The organism is Oxynema mangrovii CENA135, from assembly GCF_016632315.1.
Classification (GTDB): Bacteria; Cyanobacteriota; Cyanobacteriia; order Cyanobacteriales; family Laspinemataceae; genus Oxynema; species Oxynema aestuarii.
Window position 1 is genome coordinate 3,061,831 of sequence record NZ_JAEOXH010000001.1, and the last position, 18,774, is coordinate 3,080,604.

The 18,774-nt window shown below is 52.0% G+C and carries 15 protein-coding genes; 8 read left to right on the forward strand and 7 right to left on the reverse strand.

What is annotated here, in order from left to right:
* Positions 1-24: 24 nt before the first annotated feature.
* The 3 genes from JJD41_RS11970 to JJD41_RS11980 form a co-directional block, all read right to left on the reverse strand.
* Positions 25-996, reverse strand: coding sequence for a glycosyltransferase family 2 protein (locus JJD41_RS11970; RefSeq protein WP_200666149.1), 972 nt, complete (start codon positions 994-996; stop codon positions 25-27).
* Between the two features lie 127 nt (positions 997-1,123).
* Positions 1,124-1,843 carry a class I SAM-dependent methyltransferase gene (locus JJD41_RS11975; protein ID WP_200666151.1) on the reverse strand — a complete coding sequence of 240 codons (720 nt, stop codon included), beginning with the start codon at positions 1,841-1,843 and terminating at the stop codon, positions 1,124-1,126.
* Between the two features lie 92 nt (positions 1,844-1,935).
* Positions 1,936-3,291 carry an O-antigen ligase family protein gene (locus JJD41_RS11980; protein WP_200666153.1) on the reverse strand — a complete coding sequence of 452 codons (1,356 nt, stop codon included), beginning with the start codon at positions 3,289-3,291 and terminating at the stop codon, positions 1,936-1,938.
* 168 nt (positions 3,292-3,459) lie between these two features.
* Between JJD41_RS11980 and JJD41_RS11985 the strand changes: the two genes are divergently transcribed.
* The gene (locus JJD41_RS11985; protein ID WP_200666155.1) at positions 3,460-5,757 is read left to right on the forward strand and encodes a carbohydrate-binding protein; all 2,298 of its coding nucleotides are present in this window, start codon (positions 3,460-3,462) and stop codon (positions 5,755-5,757) included.
* Positions 5,758-5,790: 33 nt separating this feature from the next.
* Here the strand turns inward: JJD41_RS11985 and JJD41_RS11990 are convergent, their stop codons facing one another.
* Together JJD41_RS11990 and petL are read right to left on the reverse strand one after the other, a co-directional pair.
* Positions 5,791-7,137 carry an MFS transporter gene (locus JJD41_RS11990; protein WP_200666157.1) on the reverse strand — a complete coding sequence of 449 codons (1,347 nt, stop codon included), beginning with the start codon at positions 7,135-7,137 and terminating at the stop codon, positions 5,791-5,793.
* Positions 7,138-7,500: 363 nt separating this feature from the next.
* Positions 7,501-7,608 (reverse strand): cytochrome b6-f complex subunit PetL, encoded by a 108-nt coding sequence (gene petL, locus JJD41_RS11995; RefSeq protein WP_234488601.1) that lies wholly within the window; start codon positions 7,606-7,608, stop codon positions 7,501-7,503.
* Positions 7,609-7,700: 92 nt separating this feature from the next.
* On the opposite strand from petL, the gene aroB reads away from it, so the two are divergent.
* The gene (aroB, locus tag JJD41_RS12000; protein ID WP_200666159.1) at positions 7,701-8,795 is read left to right on the forward strand and encodes a 3-dehydroquinate synthase; all 1,095 of its coding nucleotides are present in this window, start codon (positions 7,701-7,703) and stop codon (positions 8,793-8,795) included.
* A 41-nt stretch (positions 8,796-8,836) separates the two neighbouring features.
* Here the strand turns inward: aroB and JJD41_RS12005 are convergent, their stop codons facing one another.
* Together JJD41_RS12005 and dnaA are read right to left on the reverse strand one after the other, a co-directional pair.
* Positions 8,837-10,819 (reverse strand): CBS domain-containing protein, encoded by a 1,983-nt coding sequence (locus JJD41_RS12005; RefSeq protein ID WP_200666161.1) that lies wholly within the window; start codon positions 10,817-10,819, stop codon positions 8,837-8,839.
* 149 nt (positions 10,820-10,968) lie between these two features.
* Positions 10,969-12,339, reverse strand: a complete 1,371-nt coding sequence (gene dnaA, locus JJD41_RS12010) for a chromosomal replication initiator protein DnaA (protein ID WP_200666163.1) — start codon at positions 12,337-12,339, stop codon at positions 10,969-10,971.
* Positions 12,340-12,686: 347 nt separating this feature from the next.
* Here dnaA and JJD41_RS12015 point away from each other — a divergent pair, with 347 nt between their 5' ends.
* From JJD41_RS12015 to lspA, 6 genes are all read left to right on the forward strand, one after another.
* Positions 12,687-13,955 carry an HhoA/HhoB/HtrA family serine endopeptidase gene (locus JJD41_RS12015; RefSeq protein WP_200666165.1) on the forward strand — a complete coding sequence of 423 codons (1,269 nt, stop codon included), beginning with the start codon at positions 12,687-12,689 and terminating at the stop codon, positions 13,953-13,955.
* A 38-nt stretch (positions 13,956-13,993) separates the two neighbouring features.
* Entirely contained in the window at positions 13,994-14,542 is a 549-nt protein-coding gene (gene def, locus JJD41_RS12020) for a peptide deformylase (RefSeq protein ID WP_200666167.1), read from the forward strand.
* 345 nt (positions 14,543-14,887) lie between these two features.
* Positions 14,888-16,087 carry an RNA-guided endonuclease InsQ/TnpB family protein gene (locus JJD41_RS12025; RefSeq protein ID WP_234488602.1) on the forward strand — a complete coding sequence of 400 codons (1,200 nt, stop codon included), beginning with the start codon at positions 14,888-14,890 and terminating at the stop codon, positions 16,085-16,087.
* 339 nt (positions 16,088-16,426) lie between these two features.
* Entirely contained in the window at positions 16,427-17,494 is a 1,068-nt protein-coding gene (gene bioB / locus JJD41_RS12030; protein ID WP_370583831.1) for a biotin synthase BioB, read from the forward strand.
* A gap of 73 nt (positions 17,495-17,567) precedes the next feature.
* Complete coding sequence (locus JJD41_RS12035; protein WP_200667271.1) at positions 17,568-18,137, forward strand: biotin transporter BioY; 570 nt, start codon at positions 17,568-17,570, stop codon at positions 18,135-18,137.
* A gap of 78 nt (positions 18,138-18,215) precedes the next feature.
* Complete coding sequence (lspA, locus tag JJD41_RS12040; protein WP_200666171.1) at positions 18,216-18,737, forward strand: signal peptidase II; 522 nt, start codon at positions 18,216-18,218, stop codon at positions 18,735-18,737.
* Positions 18,738-18,774: the final 37 nt, after the last annotated feature.

Here is an 18,774-nt window from a genome sequence, read left to right on the forward strand (position 1 = left end):
TCCATTCGATTACACTGAAACTCATTAAATTAGTTCTCGAAACTGTTTTAAGTAGAGATAAATAGCCCGCAAATAAATTTCAAAACGATCGCGCCAAGAAATTGAGGCGAGATGGCGATCGATTAATTCTTGATACGTCGGTTGGATGGCGTCATAATGTTGTCCGATTCCCAAGCCAGCAGCGATTAAATAGTTGGATAAGTTAATAAACTGGGGAAAGTTGGCGTAAATCCAATATCCGGTTAAAATCCGAATTTGGCATTTTCGTTGTTGTTTTTGCCGATTTTTTTGGGCATAATCGGCACTTCCGGGAACGAGGGCCGAACCGTAAGCATTATTTTGATGGATGCGATACCATCCCAACTCGTGAGGGAGAAAAATTCCGGCAGATAATCCCATTGCGGTAAAAATGAGATAGCTATCATTGAGCAAGATTTTTTCTGTTTCTGGCATCGGTAAAATTTGCGCGAGAAGCGATCGCCGAAAACACAATCCCGAGGTAGGTGGATAGGGAAAATTCTTGACAGAACCGCGTCGGATATCATCACGTAAATCCCAAGATTCGACCGTTAAATCGGGTATTTTGGGGACTATAAAATTGATGAAATTATCTTCAATTTTTTGCGTTTCCATAAAGTTAACAGAATGAAAACACCATCCCATTTCCGGGCGATCGCGAAATGCGGAAACCACGGCTTCGCCTTTGTGCGGCAAACATAAATCGTCCGCATCTAAAAAGCAAATGATTTCGCCATGACTGGCGGCAAATCCAGCATTAAAGGCGGAAGCTTGGCCGCCATTTTCTTTCAACACAGCAACGATGCGATCGCCATATTCGGCGATAATCTCTCGGGAACCATCGGTGGAACCGTCATCGACGACAATCACTTCTACGTTTTTATAGGTTTGATTGAGGGCGCTGGAGATCGCCTGTTTTAAAAAGCGATCGTAGTTGTAGTTATTAATTAAAATACTGACGAGTGGAGAGGCTTGCATCGATTGTTTCAACTGGCTAAAATAAAAAAGCGACCGAAAGGGCGATCGCCGGACTTTCAACAGTTAGATGACTGTTACTGTTTCAATTTCAAGCAATTTAATCGATTCAATTCTTCCCAACTTTCGCTCACGAAGAACGCCGGAAAATCATCAAGTTATCGTCGTAATCGCGAATCATTTTTCCGTCAAAGGATTGACGCATTCTGGCGACCGCTTCCGGGTCGTAAGTCATCGAAAACGATCGCATGAGTTCGATCCAATAACTTTGGGGTTGTTCGTTTAAATGTAAATGTCCTCCTTGTCCGGGAGGGGCGGCGGTAAACACCAAATTGGGGGCAGTTTCTGAAAGTAACTGACACAACTTACTCGCCGCCGATTCGGGCAGGTGTTCGGCGACTTCCAAACAAATACAAACATCCCCTCGGGCGGGAATTGTTTCGGCTTGAGTTAAATCGATTTGTTCGACAGAGGGCAATCCTTTAGAACGGGCCATTTTAACCGCATCTAAGGAGTAGTCGAAGGCGACAATTTCACCGCAGCCCGCTTCGATCAAGGCTAGGGAAATCCCCCCCGAACCGCAGCCGACATCCACTAATTTTTGCGGGTTAAATTCGGCGACGATCGTGCGGGCGAGGAGGTCGTAGCATTCGGTATTGAAGTTTTCGATGTTTTCGTAAAAGGCGCGATCGTAACCGTGGTTTTTATCTTTAGCGATGTAGGTGTAGTAAAAATACATCCACCGATTTTTAAGTTGGCCTTTGAAGTCCCGCCACTGTTGTTGAATGTCTTGATATCGGGGTTCTCCGAGGAGACTTTTTAAGGTTTGTTTGCTGGCAGATTTAATCATGATGCACGCTTTTGTTAAGGTTGGATGACATAAACTCGATTTCGCGGAAAATGGCGATCTTCCTTTGAAGTCACTTCGCGATCGCCTCGGCTTTATTCTGACAATTTGGCAGAGTTTAAGGAAGGCGAGGGGGAACTCGGCGTTTCATTCATGGCGGCAAAATAAGCTTGTTTGTCTCGATATTCTCGGACTTCCGAGGGAGAGAGCTTTCTCACGTAACCCAAGGACAGACTGACGGCGACGTGAAGGATCCAAAAGAGGTTGTTATGTTGAATAATCGTGCTTTCAGTTTGATTGTACAGTAGCAAAAAGGACGCATATAATAAAGGCCACATTTCCGCCGGACTTTTTTCAATTCGCAATAAAGCGATTCCGCGCACGAACATCGTCAGCAGACTCATGACAAAAAAGAATAACCCGACTAAACCGAGATCCAAAGAGATGTTAATAAAACCGTTGTGGGAGTGGGGGGCGACGTAGCGAATCGCCAGCCAAACTTGATTGGCGGCGCCGGTCCCTTGCCAAAAAGCTTGATAGCCATAACCGAACCAAGGACGCAAGCGAATCATATCGATAGAGGCTTGCCAAAGGTAAGTGCGACCGCTCAAACTGGGGTCTTTTCCCAATCCGTAGAGAAAAGGTTCCCAATTTTCGGCGAGGATGGTGGTTCCACTGCTGACGACAAAGATCGCAAAAATAATCACGGGAATGGCAATTCCCCCGCGAGATTGCAAGATTTTAAAGAGGGGAACGAGCATCATCAGGGTGAGAAAAACCATCAATCCGGTTTTCGATCGCGTGAGGAGAACCAGTAAGACGGTGATGATAAAAACGGCCCACAACCGTTTTCGATACTTGGGAGGGCTGTGAATGGCGGCGAGACAGGTGGGGAGAGAAATTAGGGCAGTCAGTTGTGCTAAAACATTTTTATGGACTAAAGGCCCGCGCCAAGCGCCGGAATGAATGCCTTTTTCGATTCCCGACCCGGGGAGGGCGAGGGTATATAAAAAGCTGAAAACGGCGGTAATTCCTAACGCCCAAGTGACGATATCGAGCAGTTCTTTGCGATCGTAACGGGAGGCGAGATAAACGCCAAACATAGTGGTTTGGAGGGTCGAGATCCCGCGTTTGAGTGAAAAACTCGGAAAATCCGACCAAACGAACGAGATCGGCGTCATCAATACCAGTCCCCACAAAAACGGATCGCGCCAGACGACGCGGAAAGCACTTTTAGGGCGCAAAGCCAGCAAAATCAAGCTGATGCCGATCGTGGCGTATTGTAGCAAAACCACGGGCCGCTCGAAGGGGGAAGTGCCACCGCCGCCGACCCCTTCTGACGGTACGTATCGACTACTGAGGGTTAAAATGCCAGTAAATACGATAATACCGAAGATGGCGTAAACTTTCTCTAGTTTGAGAAGATCGGAAAGAATCGAGAAAACATTCATAAGCGAGTCGAAGCTGAGGACTCGGATCGGGATTGTTCTATACTATCTCCTGTTCTTTGGGGTCGCCAATGACGGGGGCGGTACGCCGGAGGTGTCGCTAAGCGATCGCGCAGATGGGGTTGGCAGGGGGCGCGCCCCAGTCGTGATGTTGAATGTGTGATAAAAGTTATGGCTAAAATCGAACGGTGGATCGCGATCGCCTGTTTGGTCGCGGCGGGAATCGTGACGTTGAGCTGGCAAAAAGTAACGTGCGACAATACCGCAGACGTGGCGATCGCGAGCAACACGAATCTTCCAGAATCGGGCTATCTCTGGCAAAATGTGGCCGTCGGCGGTGCGGGATTCGTCACCGGAATCGTCATTCACCCTGAAGATCCCAGTACGATCTACATCCGCACCGATGTCGGCGGCGCCTATCGCTGGCATGGCGCGGAGGAACGCTGGATCCCTTTAATGGAGGGCTTTTCAGAAGACGAAAGCCATCTCTACGGCGTCGCCAGTCTCGCCCTCGATCCCGACGATTCCCAGCGCGTTTATGCGGTGGTGGGCGAATATACGGACGAACGGGCCCGAGGTCAAAAAGGGGTGGTCTTGACATCGGACGATCGCGGTGAAACCTGGCGTCAGTTTCCGCTTCCCTTCTTTGTCGGGTCTAACGAACTGTGGCGCTGGAATGGCGAACGCCTCGCCGTAGACCCCCATCAATCGAACCTGCTCTATTTGGGATCGCGCCACGAGGGACTGTGGAAAAGTACCGACCGGGGAGCAACCTGGCAGCGAGTCGGCGGAGTTCCCGAGGGAACCCCGAACCGGGGCGTTGCTTTCGTGGCGTTCGACCCGATCGCCGGATCTGAGGGAGAACCGACCCGCCGAATTTATGCGGGGGTCGCCGGAAAAGGCGTCTATCGCAGCGAGGATGCGGGGCGCACTTGGCAGTTATTACCCACGGAGGAAACCGACCCGCAACGGGGGGTCGTGGCGTCGGACGGGACGCTTTACGTGACCTTCGACCAGCCGGGAACGGTGCGCAAGTGGCAGAATAACAGGTGGATCGAGATCTCCCCGGATCCGTCCGTGGAATCGTATAACGCGATCGCCGTCGATCCGAACGATCCCCAGGTGGCGATCGCCGCCGAATGGTTTTTCAATCACGGCAACCGACTGTTTCGCACCACCGACGGCGGCGAAACTTGGCGCGAGATCGAGTATAAACGGGCCGATACCGTCCCCTGGCAGCACGATGACGAGCGCTTTTGGGCGGCGGGGATCGCCAGCGTGGCGATCGCCCCGGACGATCCCGAACGGGTTTGGTATACCGACGGTTGGGGCGTGTGGCAAACTGACGACATTTCGGCGCGGCGATCGCTGTGGCGTCGCGTCGTGCGCGGTTACGAAGAAATTGTCAATTTCACCCTCAAAAGTCAACCGAATACCGGGGCGCTGTTACAAGGATCCGGGGATATTGGCGGCATGCGCCACGGCAATTTAAACCGCTATCCGAGCAAGTTATTTCAAGATCCGAGTTGGATGGCGAGTGATTTTGTCTCGATCGCCGCCTCGGAAAAAGACCCCCAATTCGTCGTCGCCGTCGGGGGACGACGCTGGACCAGCGACCAACTGCCCACCCCGGGATACGCCCTCTATTCCACCGACGACGGCCAAAGTTGGCGGGAATTCCCCGGTTATCCCGAGGGCGATCGCCAAGCGGTACGCGGTCGGGTGGCGGTGTCGGCGACGGACCGCGATCGGATCGTCTGGCTGCCGGAAGGGAGCGATCGCCTCCCCTACACCAGCGCCGATGGCGGTCAAACCTGGACCGTCTCCAAAGGCGCCCCGGGAGGGATGGTAGTCTCGATTTGGCAGTGGAACCAACCCCTCGCCAGCGATGCGGTCGAAGGCAATACCTTTTATCTCTACGACGGGGGGAAAGTTTATCGCAGCAGTGACGGCGGACTGACCTGGGCCGCCACCGCCGCCGAGTTACCGAAATTGAGCATGGACTGGCAGAAAGGCACCTGGAGTTTGCTCAAAACGCCGCCGGGAATGGCGGGGGAACTGTGGGCGAGTTTCGATACGGACGGCTTGTATCGATCGCGCGATCGCGGCGAAACCTTTACCCGGATCGAATCGGTACAACGCGCCCACTTATTCGCCTTCGGTCGCAACGCGCCCGATCGCGATCGCCCCAGCTTATTTGTTTACGGAACCGTCAACGCCGAAGCGGGGATCTTTCGTTCCGACGATTTTGGCGAAACCTGGCAAAAAATCGACGTTCCCGGACAGGCGATCGGTAAAGACCCGCGCACGATGGAAGGCGATCGCGAAGTCTTCGGGCGCGTTTATATCGGAACCGGAGGACGCGGGATTTACTACGGACAACCCGTGGGAACCAGAGGAGAAGCGCAGCCCGCAGACACTACCTTATTCACCTGCGGGATGCGCTGGATCTCTTCTCAATGGCGTTAGGGCCAATCCGCTACGGTTCTCCCCTCCTGGGAATTAGACTTGCGGATTCGTTTTTGCGGCGAGGGTCGGTTGGAGAGACAGCAGCCATAACACAGTTAACGCCGTTAAAACTGCCCCACTGGCGAAACAGACGCCGTAACCGAAACGGTTGGCTAACTGTCCGGCGATCGTGCTGCTGACGATCGCCGCCACGCCGAGAATGGCGTTATACAGGCCGATCGCCATCCCTTCCTGACCCTTGTTCGCTAAAGCGGCGATCGCCGTCGTACTCGACACGTTAATCGCCGCCCAGGTGACCCCCGTCAGCAAGTGGGTCATCCCGACGAGTACCAAACTCCCCCGGGTCGGTTCTCCCAACGCCACCGCCGTAAAAATCACGAAAATGATTACCCGAACCGCCGTGGCTTGCACTTGCAGGGTAATGCCCGATTGCTGCTGGACCAGGCGACCGACGGGCATGTACAATAAGGCTTCGACCGCCGCTTTGCCCAAGGTAATCAGAAACACTTGAGCGTTCGTGGCATCGAGAACGTCGGTGAGAAAAATCGGAAAGGGAATATAAACTAAGTTAATCGAGAAGAAAAAGACGGCGGCACAGCAGTAATAGAGGATCAGGGGGTGGCTGAGGCGATCGCGCCAGTTTGTCCCTCCGGCACGATCGCCGAGAAAATACAACATCCGCGACGGATAAAATAAGGCCCGTCGTTCGATAATCGCCACACTCAGACGCCCCAGAAATTGGCGAGTGTAGCGGCGCCGGGAGTGAAACTGTCGGGCTTCGCGGACTAAGACGATACACAACAAGCAACTGACGAAAGCAAATCCTCCGGCAAACAGCAACAGCATTCGCATCGCCTCGGGGGTTTCGAGATTCGCGGGTTGCCACGTCAGCCAACTGGCCCCTAACAAGACTCCGCCGACGAAACTCCACGCGGTGATTTGATAGAAGCGACCGAAGGAGGTTCCCCGTTCCCGATCCGGGATACTGTCGAGAACCAACGCAGACGCCACCGGGGTAATGGCGGCAATGAAAAATCCGGCAATCGTCGCCAAGAGGAAGACTTGGGGAATCGTTTGTCCTCGGGCCAGGGCGATCGTACACAGGGCAAAGCCGAGAAAGCCTAAGAAGAGGAAGGGACGACGGCGACCCAGGCGATCGGACAAATTCCCCCACAGGGTAAAGGCGAGAACCCCCGCGAGGGCAATGGAAGAGTTGACTCGTCCGACATCGGCGAGACTGCCGTGGGCGACTTGAACGACGTAAAGCGGTAAGAGGGTAATGAGCAGCCCTTCACCGAGTTTGAAGGGGACGAAGGCGAGAAACCAAGGCGGAATATCGAGGCGGGACAAGGCACCGAGGCGGGAAGAAACGGCACGCATGGGGCAGGTTCGGGGTCTGTCCGCAGACAGAGGTGAGGGGAAGGGGCGATCTCCGCCACTGAAGATCGTCGGATTTGGGCGGGCGATCGCGATCGTTTACATTTAGATACATTTTGACGCAAGCTGCAGCGATCGGTGCCAGCGATCGCCCCCCAATTTTCCCAATTTTGGCGGGGAGATCTACCCATCGGCCACTCTCAAGCGAACCTCTCAAAACCGGGGTCGCCATCGAGCTATCGAACAAAACAAACGGCGCGATCGCCTCCCCTGCCGAGGTTTGCGGTTTTCATCCCAGTGTTTATCCCAGAATCAACCGCAGGCGATCGCGCCGTTCGCAGGCGTTTGCAATTAACTTAGATCGATCTAGATCAACTTGACCGCACGCAACGCGAACATCAAACCGATCGCCGCGACCAACGCACCCCCTAAGAGGACGAAATAGGTCACTGCTCCACTTGCTGTAATTCCCATGAATAAATTCTCCATTAAAATCCGTTAAGAAATATTGAAGCATGGAGTGCGATAGAATACAGCCCACAATGCTTGTTGATTTGGGTTGGACCATGCAGTCAGTGATTCACGTAGATCTTGGGGAGCGTTCTTACGATATCGAGATCGCCCCCGACGCGATCGACCAACTCGGGGAACGGATGCGATCGCTCGATTTGGGTAAAAAAGTCTTGCTCGTTTCCAACCCCGTCGTCTTCCGCCACTACGGCGATCGCGCGATGGCGTCGTTACGCGATCGCGGCTTTGAGGTCGCCCACTGCATCATCATGGCGGGAGAACAGTATAAAACCCTCAATTCCATTCAAAAAATCTACGGTCAAGCCCTCGAACACCAATTAGAGCGATCGTCTACTATGGTCGCCCTCGGCGGTGGCGTCATCGGCGACATGACCGGGTTTGCGGCGGCGACCTGGTTGCGGGGGATGAACTTCATCCAAGTTCCCACCAGCTTGTTGGCGATGGTCGATGCGTCTATCGGCGGTAAAACCGGGGTCAACCATCCCAAAGGGAAAAACTTGATCGGCGCTTTCTACCAACCGCGTTTGGTGTTAATCGATCCGAAAGTTCTCAAAACATTACCCGCCCGCGAATTTCGCGCCGGAATGGCTGAAGTCATTAAATACGGCGTCATTTGGGACGAGACTTTATTTGAGAAAATGGAACGGTGCGATCGCCTCGACCAGTTGCGGTTTCTCCCGGAAGAATTACTGCACGACATCCTCGTTCGTTCCTGTCAGAGTAAGGTCGATGTCGTCGTCCAAGACGAACGCGAAGCCGGATTGCGCGCCATTCTCAACTACGGTCACACCATCGGTCACGCCGTCGAGAGTTTGACCCGCTACAAAGTCACCAATCACGGCGAAGCCGTGGCGATCGGCATGGTCGCCGCCAGTCGTTGCGCCGTACAATTGAAATGCTGGGATGAAGCGTGCGACACCCGTCAATTTGAATTAATTGAAAAAACCGGATTGCCGACGAAATTACCCAGTAATTTAGATATCGAAAAGATTTTAGAAACCCTCAAAACCGATAAAAAGGTCAAAGACGGCAAAGTTCGCTTTATTTTACCCAAACGCATGGGCGAAGCCACCATCAGCGATCGCGTCACCTCCGATTTACTGCGCGAAGTCTTGCCGACCTTGCAATAATTTCGGGAACCTCGGGAACTCGGGAATCGGAACTGGGCAATTCACCAATCCGAGAGTTTTTGACGGACGGGTAACACGATTTGGAATTCCGTTCCCTTTCCCGGTTCCGAGAGGCAGATCAAACTACCCTTATGTTTTTCCACCACAATTTGATAGCTAATTGACAATCCCAAACCCGTTCCCTTCCCCACAGGTTTGGTCGTGAATAGGCGATCGAAAATCTTTTCTCGAACCGATTCCGGCATTCCCATGCCATTATCTTTAATCGAAACGATCGCCCTCGGCGGATGGTCCCCGTCACCCCCTTCCCACTGCGTTTTTATCCAAATTTTATTCGGATTGGCGACCACGCGATCGTAAGACTTCCCCCGATTCGACTCTTCCACCGCATCGATCGCGTTGGCTAAAATATTCATAAAAACCTGATTCATCGGCCCGGGATAACACGGAATATTCGGCAACTCTCCATAATCTTCAATCACTTTAATATCCGGACGATTTTCATTGGCTTTCAACCGATGTTTTAAAATCACTAAGGTACTCTGAAGTCCCTCATGCAAATCGACCGGAACCTTAGACGTCGCATCCGATCGCGAAAACGTCCGCAACGACACGCTCAATTGGCTGACGCGATCGACCCCCGCCGTCATCGAATCGATAATCTCCGGTAAATCTCGCCGGACAAAATCGAGATCGATCTCTTCCGCATGATCTTTAATCTTATCGCTCGGATCGCTCAATTCTTGACGATATAATTCTAAATGATCTAATAAATCTTTAATATAAGCTTGCGCGTGTTTGAGATTCCCTTTTAAAAAGGTCACCGGATTATTAATTTCATGGCCGATACCCGAGATCAGTTGACCGAGTGCCGACATTTTTTCGCTTTGGACAAGTTGAACTTGAGCCTTCTCTAATTGTTTTAACCGTCGTTCTAACTCTTCATTGAGGTTCGCTTGTTCTCGATTCGCTCTTTCTAACGCTAAATTGGCTTCTTGGAGTTGGCCGTTCGCTTTTTGCAGTTCGAGAGTGCGTTCGTCAACCTGTTGTTTTAAATTTTTTCCGAGTTCTTCTAATTGAGTTTGAACTTCCTGTCGTTGGCTGACTTCCCGCTTCATTTCCTCATTGGCTTTTTGCAATTCTAAGGTCTGTTTGGTGACCGTTTGTTGTAGTAATTCTACCGTCGAATAAAGTTCGACCGGATCTAACGCTTGCAATAAGGTACTTTGGGTCACAATTCCCGCCAAACTCCCCTCAAGATCCACCGCGACTAAACGACGAATGCAATGTTCTTGCATCATTTGGTTGGCTTCCCATAATGAGGCGTTGACCGAAATCGGAAACAGTGGCGTACTCATCACCGCTTCGGCGGGAGTGGTGAATAAATCCAATCCCATTGCTTTGAATTGAACGATGTCTCGTTCGGTGACAATCCCGATGGGAATTTGGCGATCGCCGTTGTTGCTTTTCTCGCAAATGACCACGCAACTTTTGCGTTGTTCGACCATGATTTGCGCCAATTCAAACATTAAGATCGAAGGCGATGCATTCACTACTTGCGTGACCATTACATCTCCCACTCGTCGGATTTGTAGTAAATCCGTCGGTTTGAGAACTTGACGCAAACTTTCCGGGGTAATGACGCCGACGACTCGATCGCGATCGTCGAGTAAAGGTAGGTGGCGAATGCGGGCCGATCGCAGTAAAGATAAAACTGAAAAAATATCTCCTTTTTCCTCTAAGGAGAGGGTAATTAATTGGCAGGTCATGACTTGAGCAATGAGAATTTCGCTCAAATCCATCGGCGTCGTGGTCAATTTGACGACATCTCGTTCGGTAAAAATGCCGACTAATTTTTCATTCTCTAGAATTAAAATATAACTCGCTCGATTTTGACTCATGGTGACCAGCACTTCGACCACCGGAGTGTCCGGCGTAACGGCGATCGGTTCGCGGTCGATCGCGCAATCGAGTAATGCGGAAGGTTGGCAACCAGAAGAAGACAAGTGTTGCGGTTGTTGCATAGGAGAACGGAATTTTAGAGTTTAGAGTTTAGAGTTTAGAGTTTAAATTGAGGGAATCGGGAGGAGGGAGAAAAAGGGGGCTGACGTTCGCGGAGTTGAGACCCCGGCGTTACGGGTTTCTGACGTCTCGCTTCGGACCCGTGACTCCTTCAATAACTATGATTGGCAAAATTAATGCGATCGCTCAACTGTTGCAAAGTATTGGCTAACTCCGGATCGTTCTCTTTTAATTGAGCGATTTTTTCGCAACTGTAGAGAACCGTCGTATGATCTTTGCCGCCAAATTCTTCGCCAATTTTCGGCAAACTCAATTCTGTATGCTGTCGCATTAAATACATGCCAATTTGACGCGCCTGACTGATTTCGCGACGGCGAGAATTGCTTTTGAGATCGTCAACCGACACCCCAAAGGTATCGGAAACGGCGACGACGATCGATTCCGGCGTCGCTTTTACTTTTTCCATTTGGGGATGGAGAATAGGCGCGATATTCTCGACAGTCATCGGTAAGCCGGAAATCGACATATAAGCGACGACGCGAATTAAAGCGCCTTCGAGTTCGCGAATATTGGACGTGTAATGCGCGGCGATATATTCGACAATGTTGCGCGGGAGACGCACATTTTCATATTCGGCTTTTTTCTGTAAAATCGCCATCCGCGTTTCCAAGTCCGGCGGTTGAATGTCGGCGATCAGTCCCATTGAAAAGCGCGAACAGAGTCGTTCTTGCAGGCGCGGAATTTGGTTCGGGGGGCGATCGGCGGCCAAAACCACTTGTTTTCCAGCTTCGTGGAGGGTGTTAAAGGTATGAAAAAATTCTTCTTGGGTGTATTCTTTGCCTTCGATAAACTGGAGGTCATCGACGAGTAAGACGTCGGCAGCGCGATAATGTTCGCGAAAACTTTGCATTCCATCTTTACGAATGGCAGCAATTAAGTCGTTAGTAAATTGTTCGGTAGAAACGTAAAAAACCCGGCAATCGGGACAAATTTCGAGGCGATAATGACCGATCGCCTGCATTAAATGGGTTTTGCCCAAGCCGACCCCGCCACATAAAAATAAGGGATTGAATTCGCGACCGGGAGACTCGGCGACGGCGAGGGAAGCGGCGTGGGCCATGCGGTTGTTGGAACCGACGACAAAGCGAGAAAAGACGTATTTGGGATTGAGTTCGCTCGGACGGGGACGCTGGGGCGCCGGGACGGGGGAAACGTTGGCAATCGGCGAAGACCAGAGAACGTCACTATTTCCGCCGCCGTTGGTTTCAGTTTCTTGAATGGTTTTGATGCTAATTTCGACGGGACGCCCGAGGACTTCTTGGACGACGTCGGCGATCGTTTTTAGATAATATTTCTGCAACCAATTGCGGGCGAAGGGATTGGGGGTACAAATCACTAAGCAATCGTCGGCGAGTTGTTGCGGACTCGCCGTTTTGATCCAGGTTTCAAAGGTGGGGCGACTCAGTTGTAGTTGTAATCTCTCAAGGACCCGATCCCAAAGTTGTTCGAGGGGAATTTCCACCACTGACCTCTTATCTCAAATCGCGTTCGCCTCGGTCCCCTCCCCTACCCGGTGGCGCGCGCGGATGGGACTGTGGAGGGGTAGAGCAACCCGGCGCGAGGGGAGGGGAGGGATTAAAAAAATCTGCACTCCGTTTCCCTGCCAACCCGGTGACTCTGCCAACACCGTAGCAGATCGGATGTCCGATAGACGGGCGATCGCGGATTTGTAGCAATTCCTCTGAGAAGCCGTTACCCGGAATGGCTCTAATTTATAATGAAACTTGAGTCAGCGACTGGTTCGGAGAATTCTCTAGCAGCGTCGTAAGTCGAGATTTTACTTTGGCAAGGCAGCCGGACATGATGGCGATGAACAGTTCAGATAAAGCGGACCGATCTGGAAAATTTTCGTGGAAGCAACCCCTGCTCTATTTTTTGTTGGTGTTGTTGGGGGGTGGCGCCGCGTTGGCGGGCGATCGCTTCTTGGCGTCTAACTCCGGTGTATCCCCCCAGTCGGGACTCGGTGGAGGATCGCAACCGTCGAATCTTCCGGGGTCGGGTCAGCCGAATAATGGCTCCAACGGATCCACTGTGGCGATTTTACCGCCGGGAACCGACTCGAATTTTATTGTCGAGGCGGTGGAACAAGTCGGTCCGGCGGTGGTGCGGATTAATGCGGCGCGGACGGTCACCAGTCAAGTTCCGGCGCCGTTTGACGACCCGTTTTTCCGTCGCTTTTTCGGGAACAATATCCCGATTCAACCGCGCGAACGAGTGGAACGCGGCACCGGATCGGGATTTATTATCAGTGAAGACGGTCAAATTTTAACCAACGCCCACGTGGTCAACGGCGCCGATCGCGTGACGGTGGTGTTACGCGACGGTCGCCAGTTGGAAGGCGAAGTTCTCGGGGAAGATCCGGTCACCGATGTGGCGGTGGTCAAGATCGAGGCGAGTCAGCTTCCGGTGGTTCGCATGGGCGATTCCGAACAGTTGCGTCCGGGAGAGTGGGCGATCGCGATCGGCAATCCCCTCGGTCTCGATAACAGCGTCACCGCCGGAATTATCAGCGCCACCGGGCGATCGAGTAGCGATGTCGGCGTCCCGGACAAGCGCGTCGGTTTCATTCAAACTGACGCGGCGATCAATCCCGGGAACTCCGGCGGTCCGTTGCTCAACGCAAGCGGCGAGGTGATCGGGATGAATACGGCGATTATCAGTGGCGCCCAAGGTTTGGGCTTTGCAATTCCGATCGCCACCGCCCAACGGATCGCCGAAGAGTTAATTACGACCGGAAGCGCCCAACATCCGTTTTTGGGGATCGAGATGATCGCCTTAACTCCCGAATTGAAAGAAGATATTAATAGCGACCCCAACAGTCCGATTACGGTCTCCGTCGATTCGGGGGTGTTGGTGGTCCGGGTCATTCCCAATTCTCCCGCCGCGACCGCCGGGTTCCGCGCCGGGGATGTGATTCAAAAAATGGAAGGTCAGACGATTACTAAGTCGGAAACCGTTCAGCAAATCGTCCAAGAGAGTAAAATCGGTTCGACGTTGCGCGTGGAAGTCAATCGCAACGGTCAGATCCGAACGATTGAAGTCCGACCGGGCAATCTCCCCACTGACCAACGATCTTAAATTTTGTTAAGGTTGCTTTGCAACAGGGAGCATTCATCATGACTGTAGCGCAATTACTCGAGATCGCTCAGTTAGGCAATCCAGTTCTGCGATCGCCCGCTCAACCTGTCACCAACGTTCACGACCCCTCGATCCAATCCCTGATCGACAACTTGACGACCACCGTCGCCCCAGTCAATGGGGTGGGGTTGGCCGCTCCCCAAGTCTCGAAATCTTATCGCTTGTTCCTGCTGGCTTCCCGTCCGACGGTGCGTTATCCTTACGCTCCTCACATGGAGCCGACAGCAATTATCAACCCCCATATTCTCTCTCGTTCCCATGAAATAGTTAAAGATTGGGAAGGCTGTTTGAGTATTCCCGGGATTCGTGGCTTGGTGCCGAGGTCCGAGGCGATCGAGGTCGAATATACCGATCGCTGGGGCAAACTGCGACGGGCGGAGTTTTCCGGCTTTGTCGCCCGGGTGTTTCAGCACGAATACGACCATCTCGACGGCATCGTTTTCCTCGATCGCGTCGAAAGCAGTCGCGACATCGTGACGGAAACCGAATATTACAAGCACATGGCCTTTAGCTCGATCGCTCCCTAAGACGAACGGCGCGGCGATCGGTCTAACTCCCTTCTCTCAAGTGATTAAACCGAGTGATAAATTTATCACAATTTATCACTCGGTTTCTTTGGGGCGATCGCTCCCCGGAGATCGATGCGCGATCCCCTCCTCGTGCTACAATGTTCGATCTTGTTGGAACGCCTACTCCAAGGATTAACTACAGAAGCCGAAAACTTACCCAATCTTACCCAATCTTACTCAAATCGTGAGAAATTCCCGGAGCATTGACCAATATTTCTAGAAACTGAATTGTTAATAAAGTCATCAGTGGTGGTAAAATTAGCTCTAGTTAGGCGCCATTGGTAGCGTAGAGCATTTAACTCCATGTTATTAGGGTTTAAAACACAACTTAAAGTTAATCTTACCCAACGACAAAAACTCGCTCGTCATGCGGGAGTGGCGCGTCATGCTTACAATTGGGGTCACGGGTTGTGTTTAGGAATTTTATCACATAATGCCGATTGTAGTCCCGATGAAAAAATCAAATTTCCCACAGCTATTGACTTACATAAGTGGTTAAATAAGTTAGTAAAACCAGAGAATCTGTGGTATTACGAAGTTTCTAAGTGTGCCCCTCAATACGCTCTCAGACATCTCGCCCAGGCGTGGCAAGATTGCTTTAAAAAAAAGAAATCTAGACCTAAATTTAAGAAAAAAGGCAGACAAGACAGCTTTACTCTAGATGGAACCATAAAAATATTATCTGAAAATAAAATTCAGGTTCCTGTCATTGGAATTCTGAAAACTTATGAAAGATTATCGGGGAATTATCAACCCAAAAATGTGACGATTAGTCGAGAGGCAGATCGCTGGTTTATTTCGTTTAAAATAGATGTCAACGTGACCCCCACCGATAAGAAAACAGATGTAGTGGGGATAGATTTGGGGATAAAAGCGCTTGCCACCTTATCAACGGGAGTAAGTATAGAAGGAATAAAAGCATATAAAAAGCATTCAAATAAACTAGCTAGACTCCAAAGACAAGTTAGCCGAAAAAGTCTCGGCTCTGCCAATCGAAAAAAGTCCCAGCTTCAAGTCCAAAAACTCCATCGGAAAATCGCTAATCTCAGAAAAGATACGTTACATAAGTTGACCTCACAATTATGCAAGAACCACGCCGTTAATGTGATAGAAGACTTAAACGTATCAGGCATGATGGCCAATCATAAACTAGCTAAATCTATCGCCGATATGGGGTTTTATGAATTCCGACGGCAGATGGAATATAAGAGCCAAATATATGGGTCACAACTAATAATCGTAGACAGATTTTATCCATCTAGTAAAATCTGTTCTAATTGTGGAAGCATTAAAGACTCATTACTCTTATCAGAAAGACTGTTTGGTTGCGACCATTGTCATCTCAAAATAGACAGAGATTTAAACGCAGCCAAAAATCTGGAAAAAATAGGTCGAGCTACGGCCAAATTAACGCCTGTGGACAAGAGTGAGCCCTACGGGTTCGTCAGTTGCTCTACTTGGGGAGACCCCAAGACCGCACTGACTCACCGACTCCCTTGGTAGAAGCAGGAAGTAAAATCGACTCAAAGGTATTGTTCATCAAGCTTTGAGACTTGATGGGTAAGTTTGGGTAAGTTTTATCTAGCGGCGAAAACCAAGGGTCTAAAAACGTAACAACTCTGGGGAAGACGGGGTTGAGCCGACGGACGCCGAGTCAGACCCATAGAAAACTTGTTTTCTGGAAGTTTCGGCGGTAGAAGTAGGAAGCCGCGATTGTAATCTTTGATTGTAATTTTTGATTCAATCGGCGGTACTTCACTAGAATGCTTAGAGCAACGATTATCAAAGGGCTGCAAAGTGGTTCAAGTACCGATTTCACCATCTGCGCGATCGTCGCAATCCATCGATCTGCGGTCGGCGACTCCAGATGAGCTGCGCGATCGCCTCGACGCGATCGCCACGCGCATTATCGCCGGAGAGCGCCTCGACAAAACCGAAGCACTCGCCTTAACCGAAATTGAAGGACAAGAAAACATCTTATTGCTGTGCGAAGCCGCCGATCGCGTCCGGCGCGAATGTTGCGGCAATACCGTCGATTTGTGCAGCATCATCAACGTCAAATCCGGCGGGTGCTCCGAAAACTGCTCCTTCTGCTCCCAATCCGCCTACCATCCCGGGGAAGGATCGCCGATTTACGGCTTGAAATCCGCCGACGAAATTCTCGAACAGGCGAAAGCTGCCGAAGCGGCGGGGGCGCGCCGTTTTTGCTTGGTTTCCCAAGGTCGCGGACCGAAATATAACTCGCCGAAATCGAAAGAATTCGAGCAGGTTCTCGAAACCGTGCGCCGGATTATTACCGAAACCTCGATCAAACCCTGCTGCGCTTTGGGCGAAGTCACCGCCGAACAAGCCGAAGCCCTCGCCGAAGCGGGAGTGACCCGCTACAACCACAACTTGGAAGCGTCGGAAAACTTCTACCCCGAAATCGTCAGCACCCACACCTGGCGCGATCGCGTCGAAACCGTCAACAACTTGAAATCCGCCGGAATCCAAGCCTGTACCGGGGGCATTATCGGTATGGGGGAAAGCTGGGAAGACCGGATCGATTTAGCCTTATCCTTGCGCGATTTAGAGGTCGAATCAGTCCCGTTAAACTTGCTCAATCCTCGCGAAGGGACTCCCCTCGGTCATCTGCCCAAACTCGACCCGTTCGACGCCCTCAAGGCGATCGCCATTTTCCGCTTGCTCCTCCCCGAGCAAATTATCCGCTATGCGGGCGGACGCGAAGCGGTGATGGGCGAACTGCAATCGTTCGGCTTCAAAGCGGGAATCAACGCCATGCTCGTCGGTCACTACCTGACGACCATGGGTCAACCGCCGGAACGAGACCGAGCCATGCTCGCCGAACTCGGACTCGAAGGAGGGGAAGCACCCGTTCCCCAAGGCGATCGCCATGGGCGATCGCGCTAATTTCCCTCCTCCCGAGAGCCACAGGCTCAAGTCCCGCCCGCCGATTTCGTCCTCCTCCACCGACCCCGTTACCGTGCGTCTTCCCCTCGAATTGATCTGGGCGGCGATCGGCTTGCTGCTAACTATTGGCGGTACGTTTCTCGAAGCCTCGATCGCCAGCCCCGCCTGGAATTGGCAACAAGATGGCATCCCCATTCACTCCCTCGGCGTCACCTATCAAGTGGGGGCGGTTCTACTCGTGGGCTGTCTCGGGGGCAAAAATGCCGGGGCGCTCTCCCAAATTGCCTATCTGGTGTTGGGGTTGACCTGGTTTCCCATTTTTACCGAAGGCGGCGGTCTGGACTATCTCAAACAACCGACGTTCGGTTACTTACTCGGCTTCGTTCCCGGGGCGTGGATCTGCGGCTGGCTGGCGTTCAAAATGCCGCCCCGGCTCGAATCCCTCGCCTTTAGCGGGATCTGCGGCTTGTTGGCGATCCATCTGGTCGGACTGCTCTATTTGAGTGCGATGCACCTGTTCGCCGACCAAGCCCTCGTCCGTTCCGCGATCGCTTATTCTCTCAATCCTTTACCGGGTCAACTGGCGGTTTTATGTGCGGTGACGGTGGTCGCGTTTGGGGTTCGTAGTTTAATGTTTTATTGAGCGCCTCCGCGCGCTCTCGCCGACCCCCGAACCGGACGCGATCGCGCCGCGCCGCCGTTGACCCGCCCACCCTGGAGCATGAAATTTTTTAAAAATCGTCTGTTTTGGGCGATCGCCCCGATCGCCGTCATTCTCGACCAACTCACCAAATTCTGGGTAGTCGGGGTTTTCGACTACGGCGAAACCTGGCCCTTATGGCCGGGGGTCTTTCATTTTACCTTCGTCACCAACACCGGAGCCGCATTCAGTTTGTTTCAGGGGAGCGGTTGGTTGCGCTGGCTCTCCTTACTCGTCAGTTTGGTCTTGATCGCCTGGGGCTGGTTCGGGCCGCGCCTGTCGGCGTGGGAACAAGCCGGATACGGACTGATTCTCGGCGGGGCGATCGGCAACGGGATCGATCGCTTTGCCACCGGGGAAGTGATCGATTTTCTCGATTTCCGTTTGATCGGCTTCCCGGTGTTCAATCTCGCCGACGTCTCGATCAATCTCGGGATTGCCTGTTTGCTCGTGGTCATGTTCTGGCAAGCCCAGTACGGCGAAGGAGAGAAGAGATCGCCCGATCCCGAGTCTGCGGATCGGTCCGATTCGTCGTCGGATTGAAAAATTAAAGACTCCCAACCCGTGCACTTCAGGCCCC

Bases quoted from the DNA above. Each gene is read 5' to 3' on its own strand.
- JJD41_RS12005 (WP_200666161.1), bottom strand. From the start codon at position 10,819: ATGCAACAACCGCAACACTTGTCTTCTTCTGGTTGCCAACCTTCCGCA.
- JJD41_RS11970 (WP_200666149.1), bottom strand. From the start codon at position 996: ATGCAAGCCTCTCCACTCGTCAGTATTTTAATTAATAACTACAACTAC.
- aroB (WP_200666159.1), top strand. From the start codon at position 7,701: ATGCAGTCAGTGATTCACGTAGATCTTGGGGAGCGTTCTTACGATATC.
- JJD41_RS11975 (WP_200666151.1), bottom strand. From the start codon at position 1,843: ATGATTAAATCTGCCAGCAAACAAACCTTAAAAAGTCTCCTCGGAGAA.
- JJD41_RS12025 (WP_234488602.1), top strand. From the start codon at position 14,888: ATGTTATTAGGGTTTAAAACACAACTTAAAGTTAATCTTACCCAACGA.
- JJD41_RS11980 (WP_200666153.1), bottom strand. From the start codon at position 3,291: ATGAATGTTTTCTCGATTCTTTCCGATCTTCTCAAACTAGAGAAAGTT.
- JJD41_RS11990 (WP_200666157.1), bottom strand. From the start codon at position 7,137: ATGCGTGCCGTTTCTTCCCGCCTCGGTGCCTTGTCCCGCCTCGATATT.
- lspA (WP_200666171.1), top strand. From the start codon at position 18,216: ATGAAATTTTTTAAAAATCGTCTGTTTTGGGCGATCGCCCCGATCGCC.
- def (WP_200666167.1), top strand. From the start codon at position 13,994: ATGACTGTAGCGCAATTACTCGAGATCGCTCAGTTAGGCAATCCAGTT.
- JJD41_RS12015 (WP_200666165.1), top strand. From the start codon at position 12,687: ATGAACAGTTCAGATAAAGCGGACCGATCTGGAAAATTTTCGTGGAAG.
- petL (WP_234488601.1), bottom strand. From the start codon at position 7,608: ATGGGAATTACAGCAAGTGGAGCAGTGACCTATTTCGTCCTCTTAGGG.
- JJD41_RS11985 (WP_200666155.1), top strand. From the start codon at position 3,460: ATGGCTAAAATCGAACGGTGGATCGCGATCGCCTGTTTGGTCGCGGCG.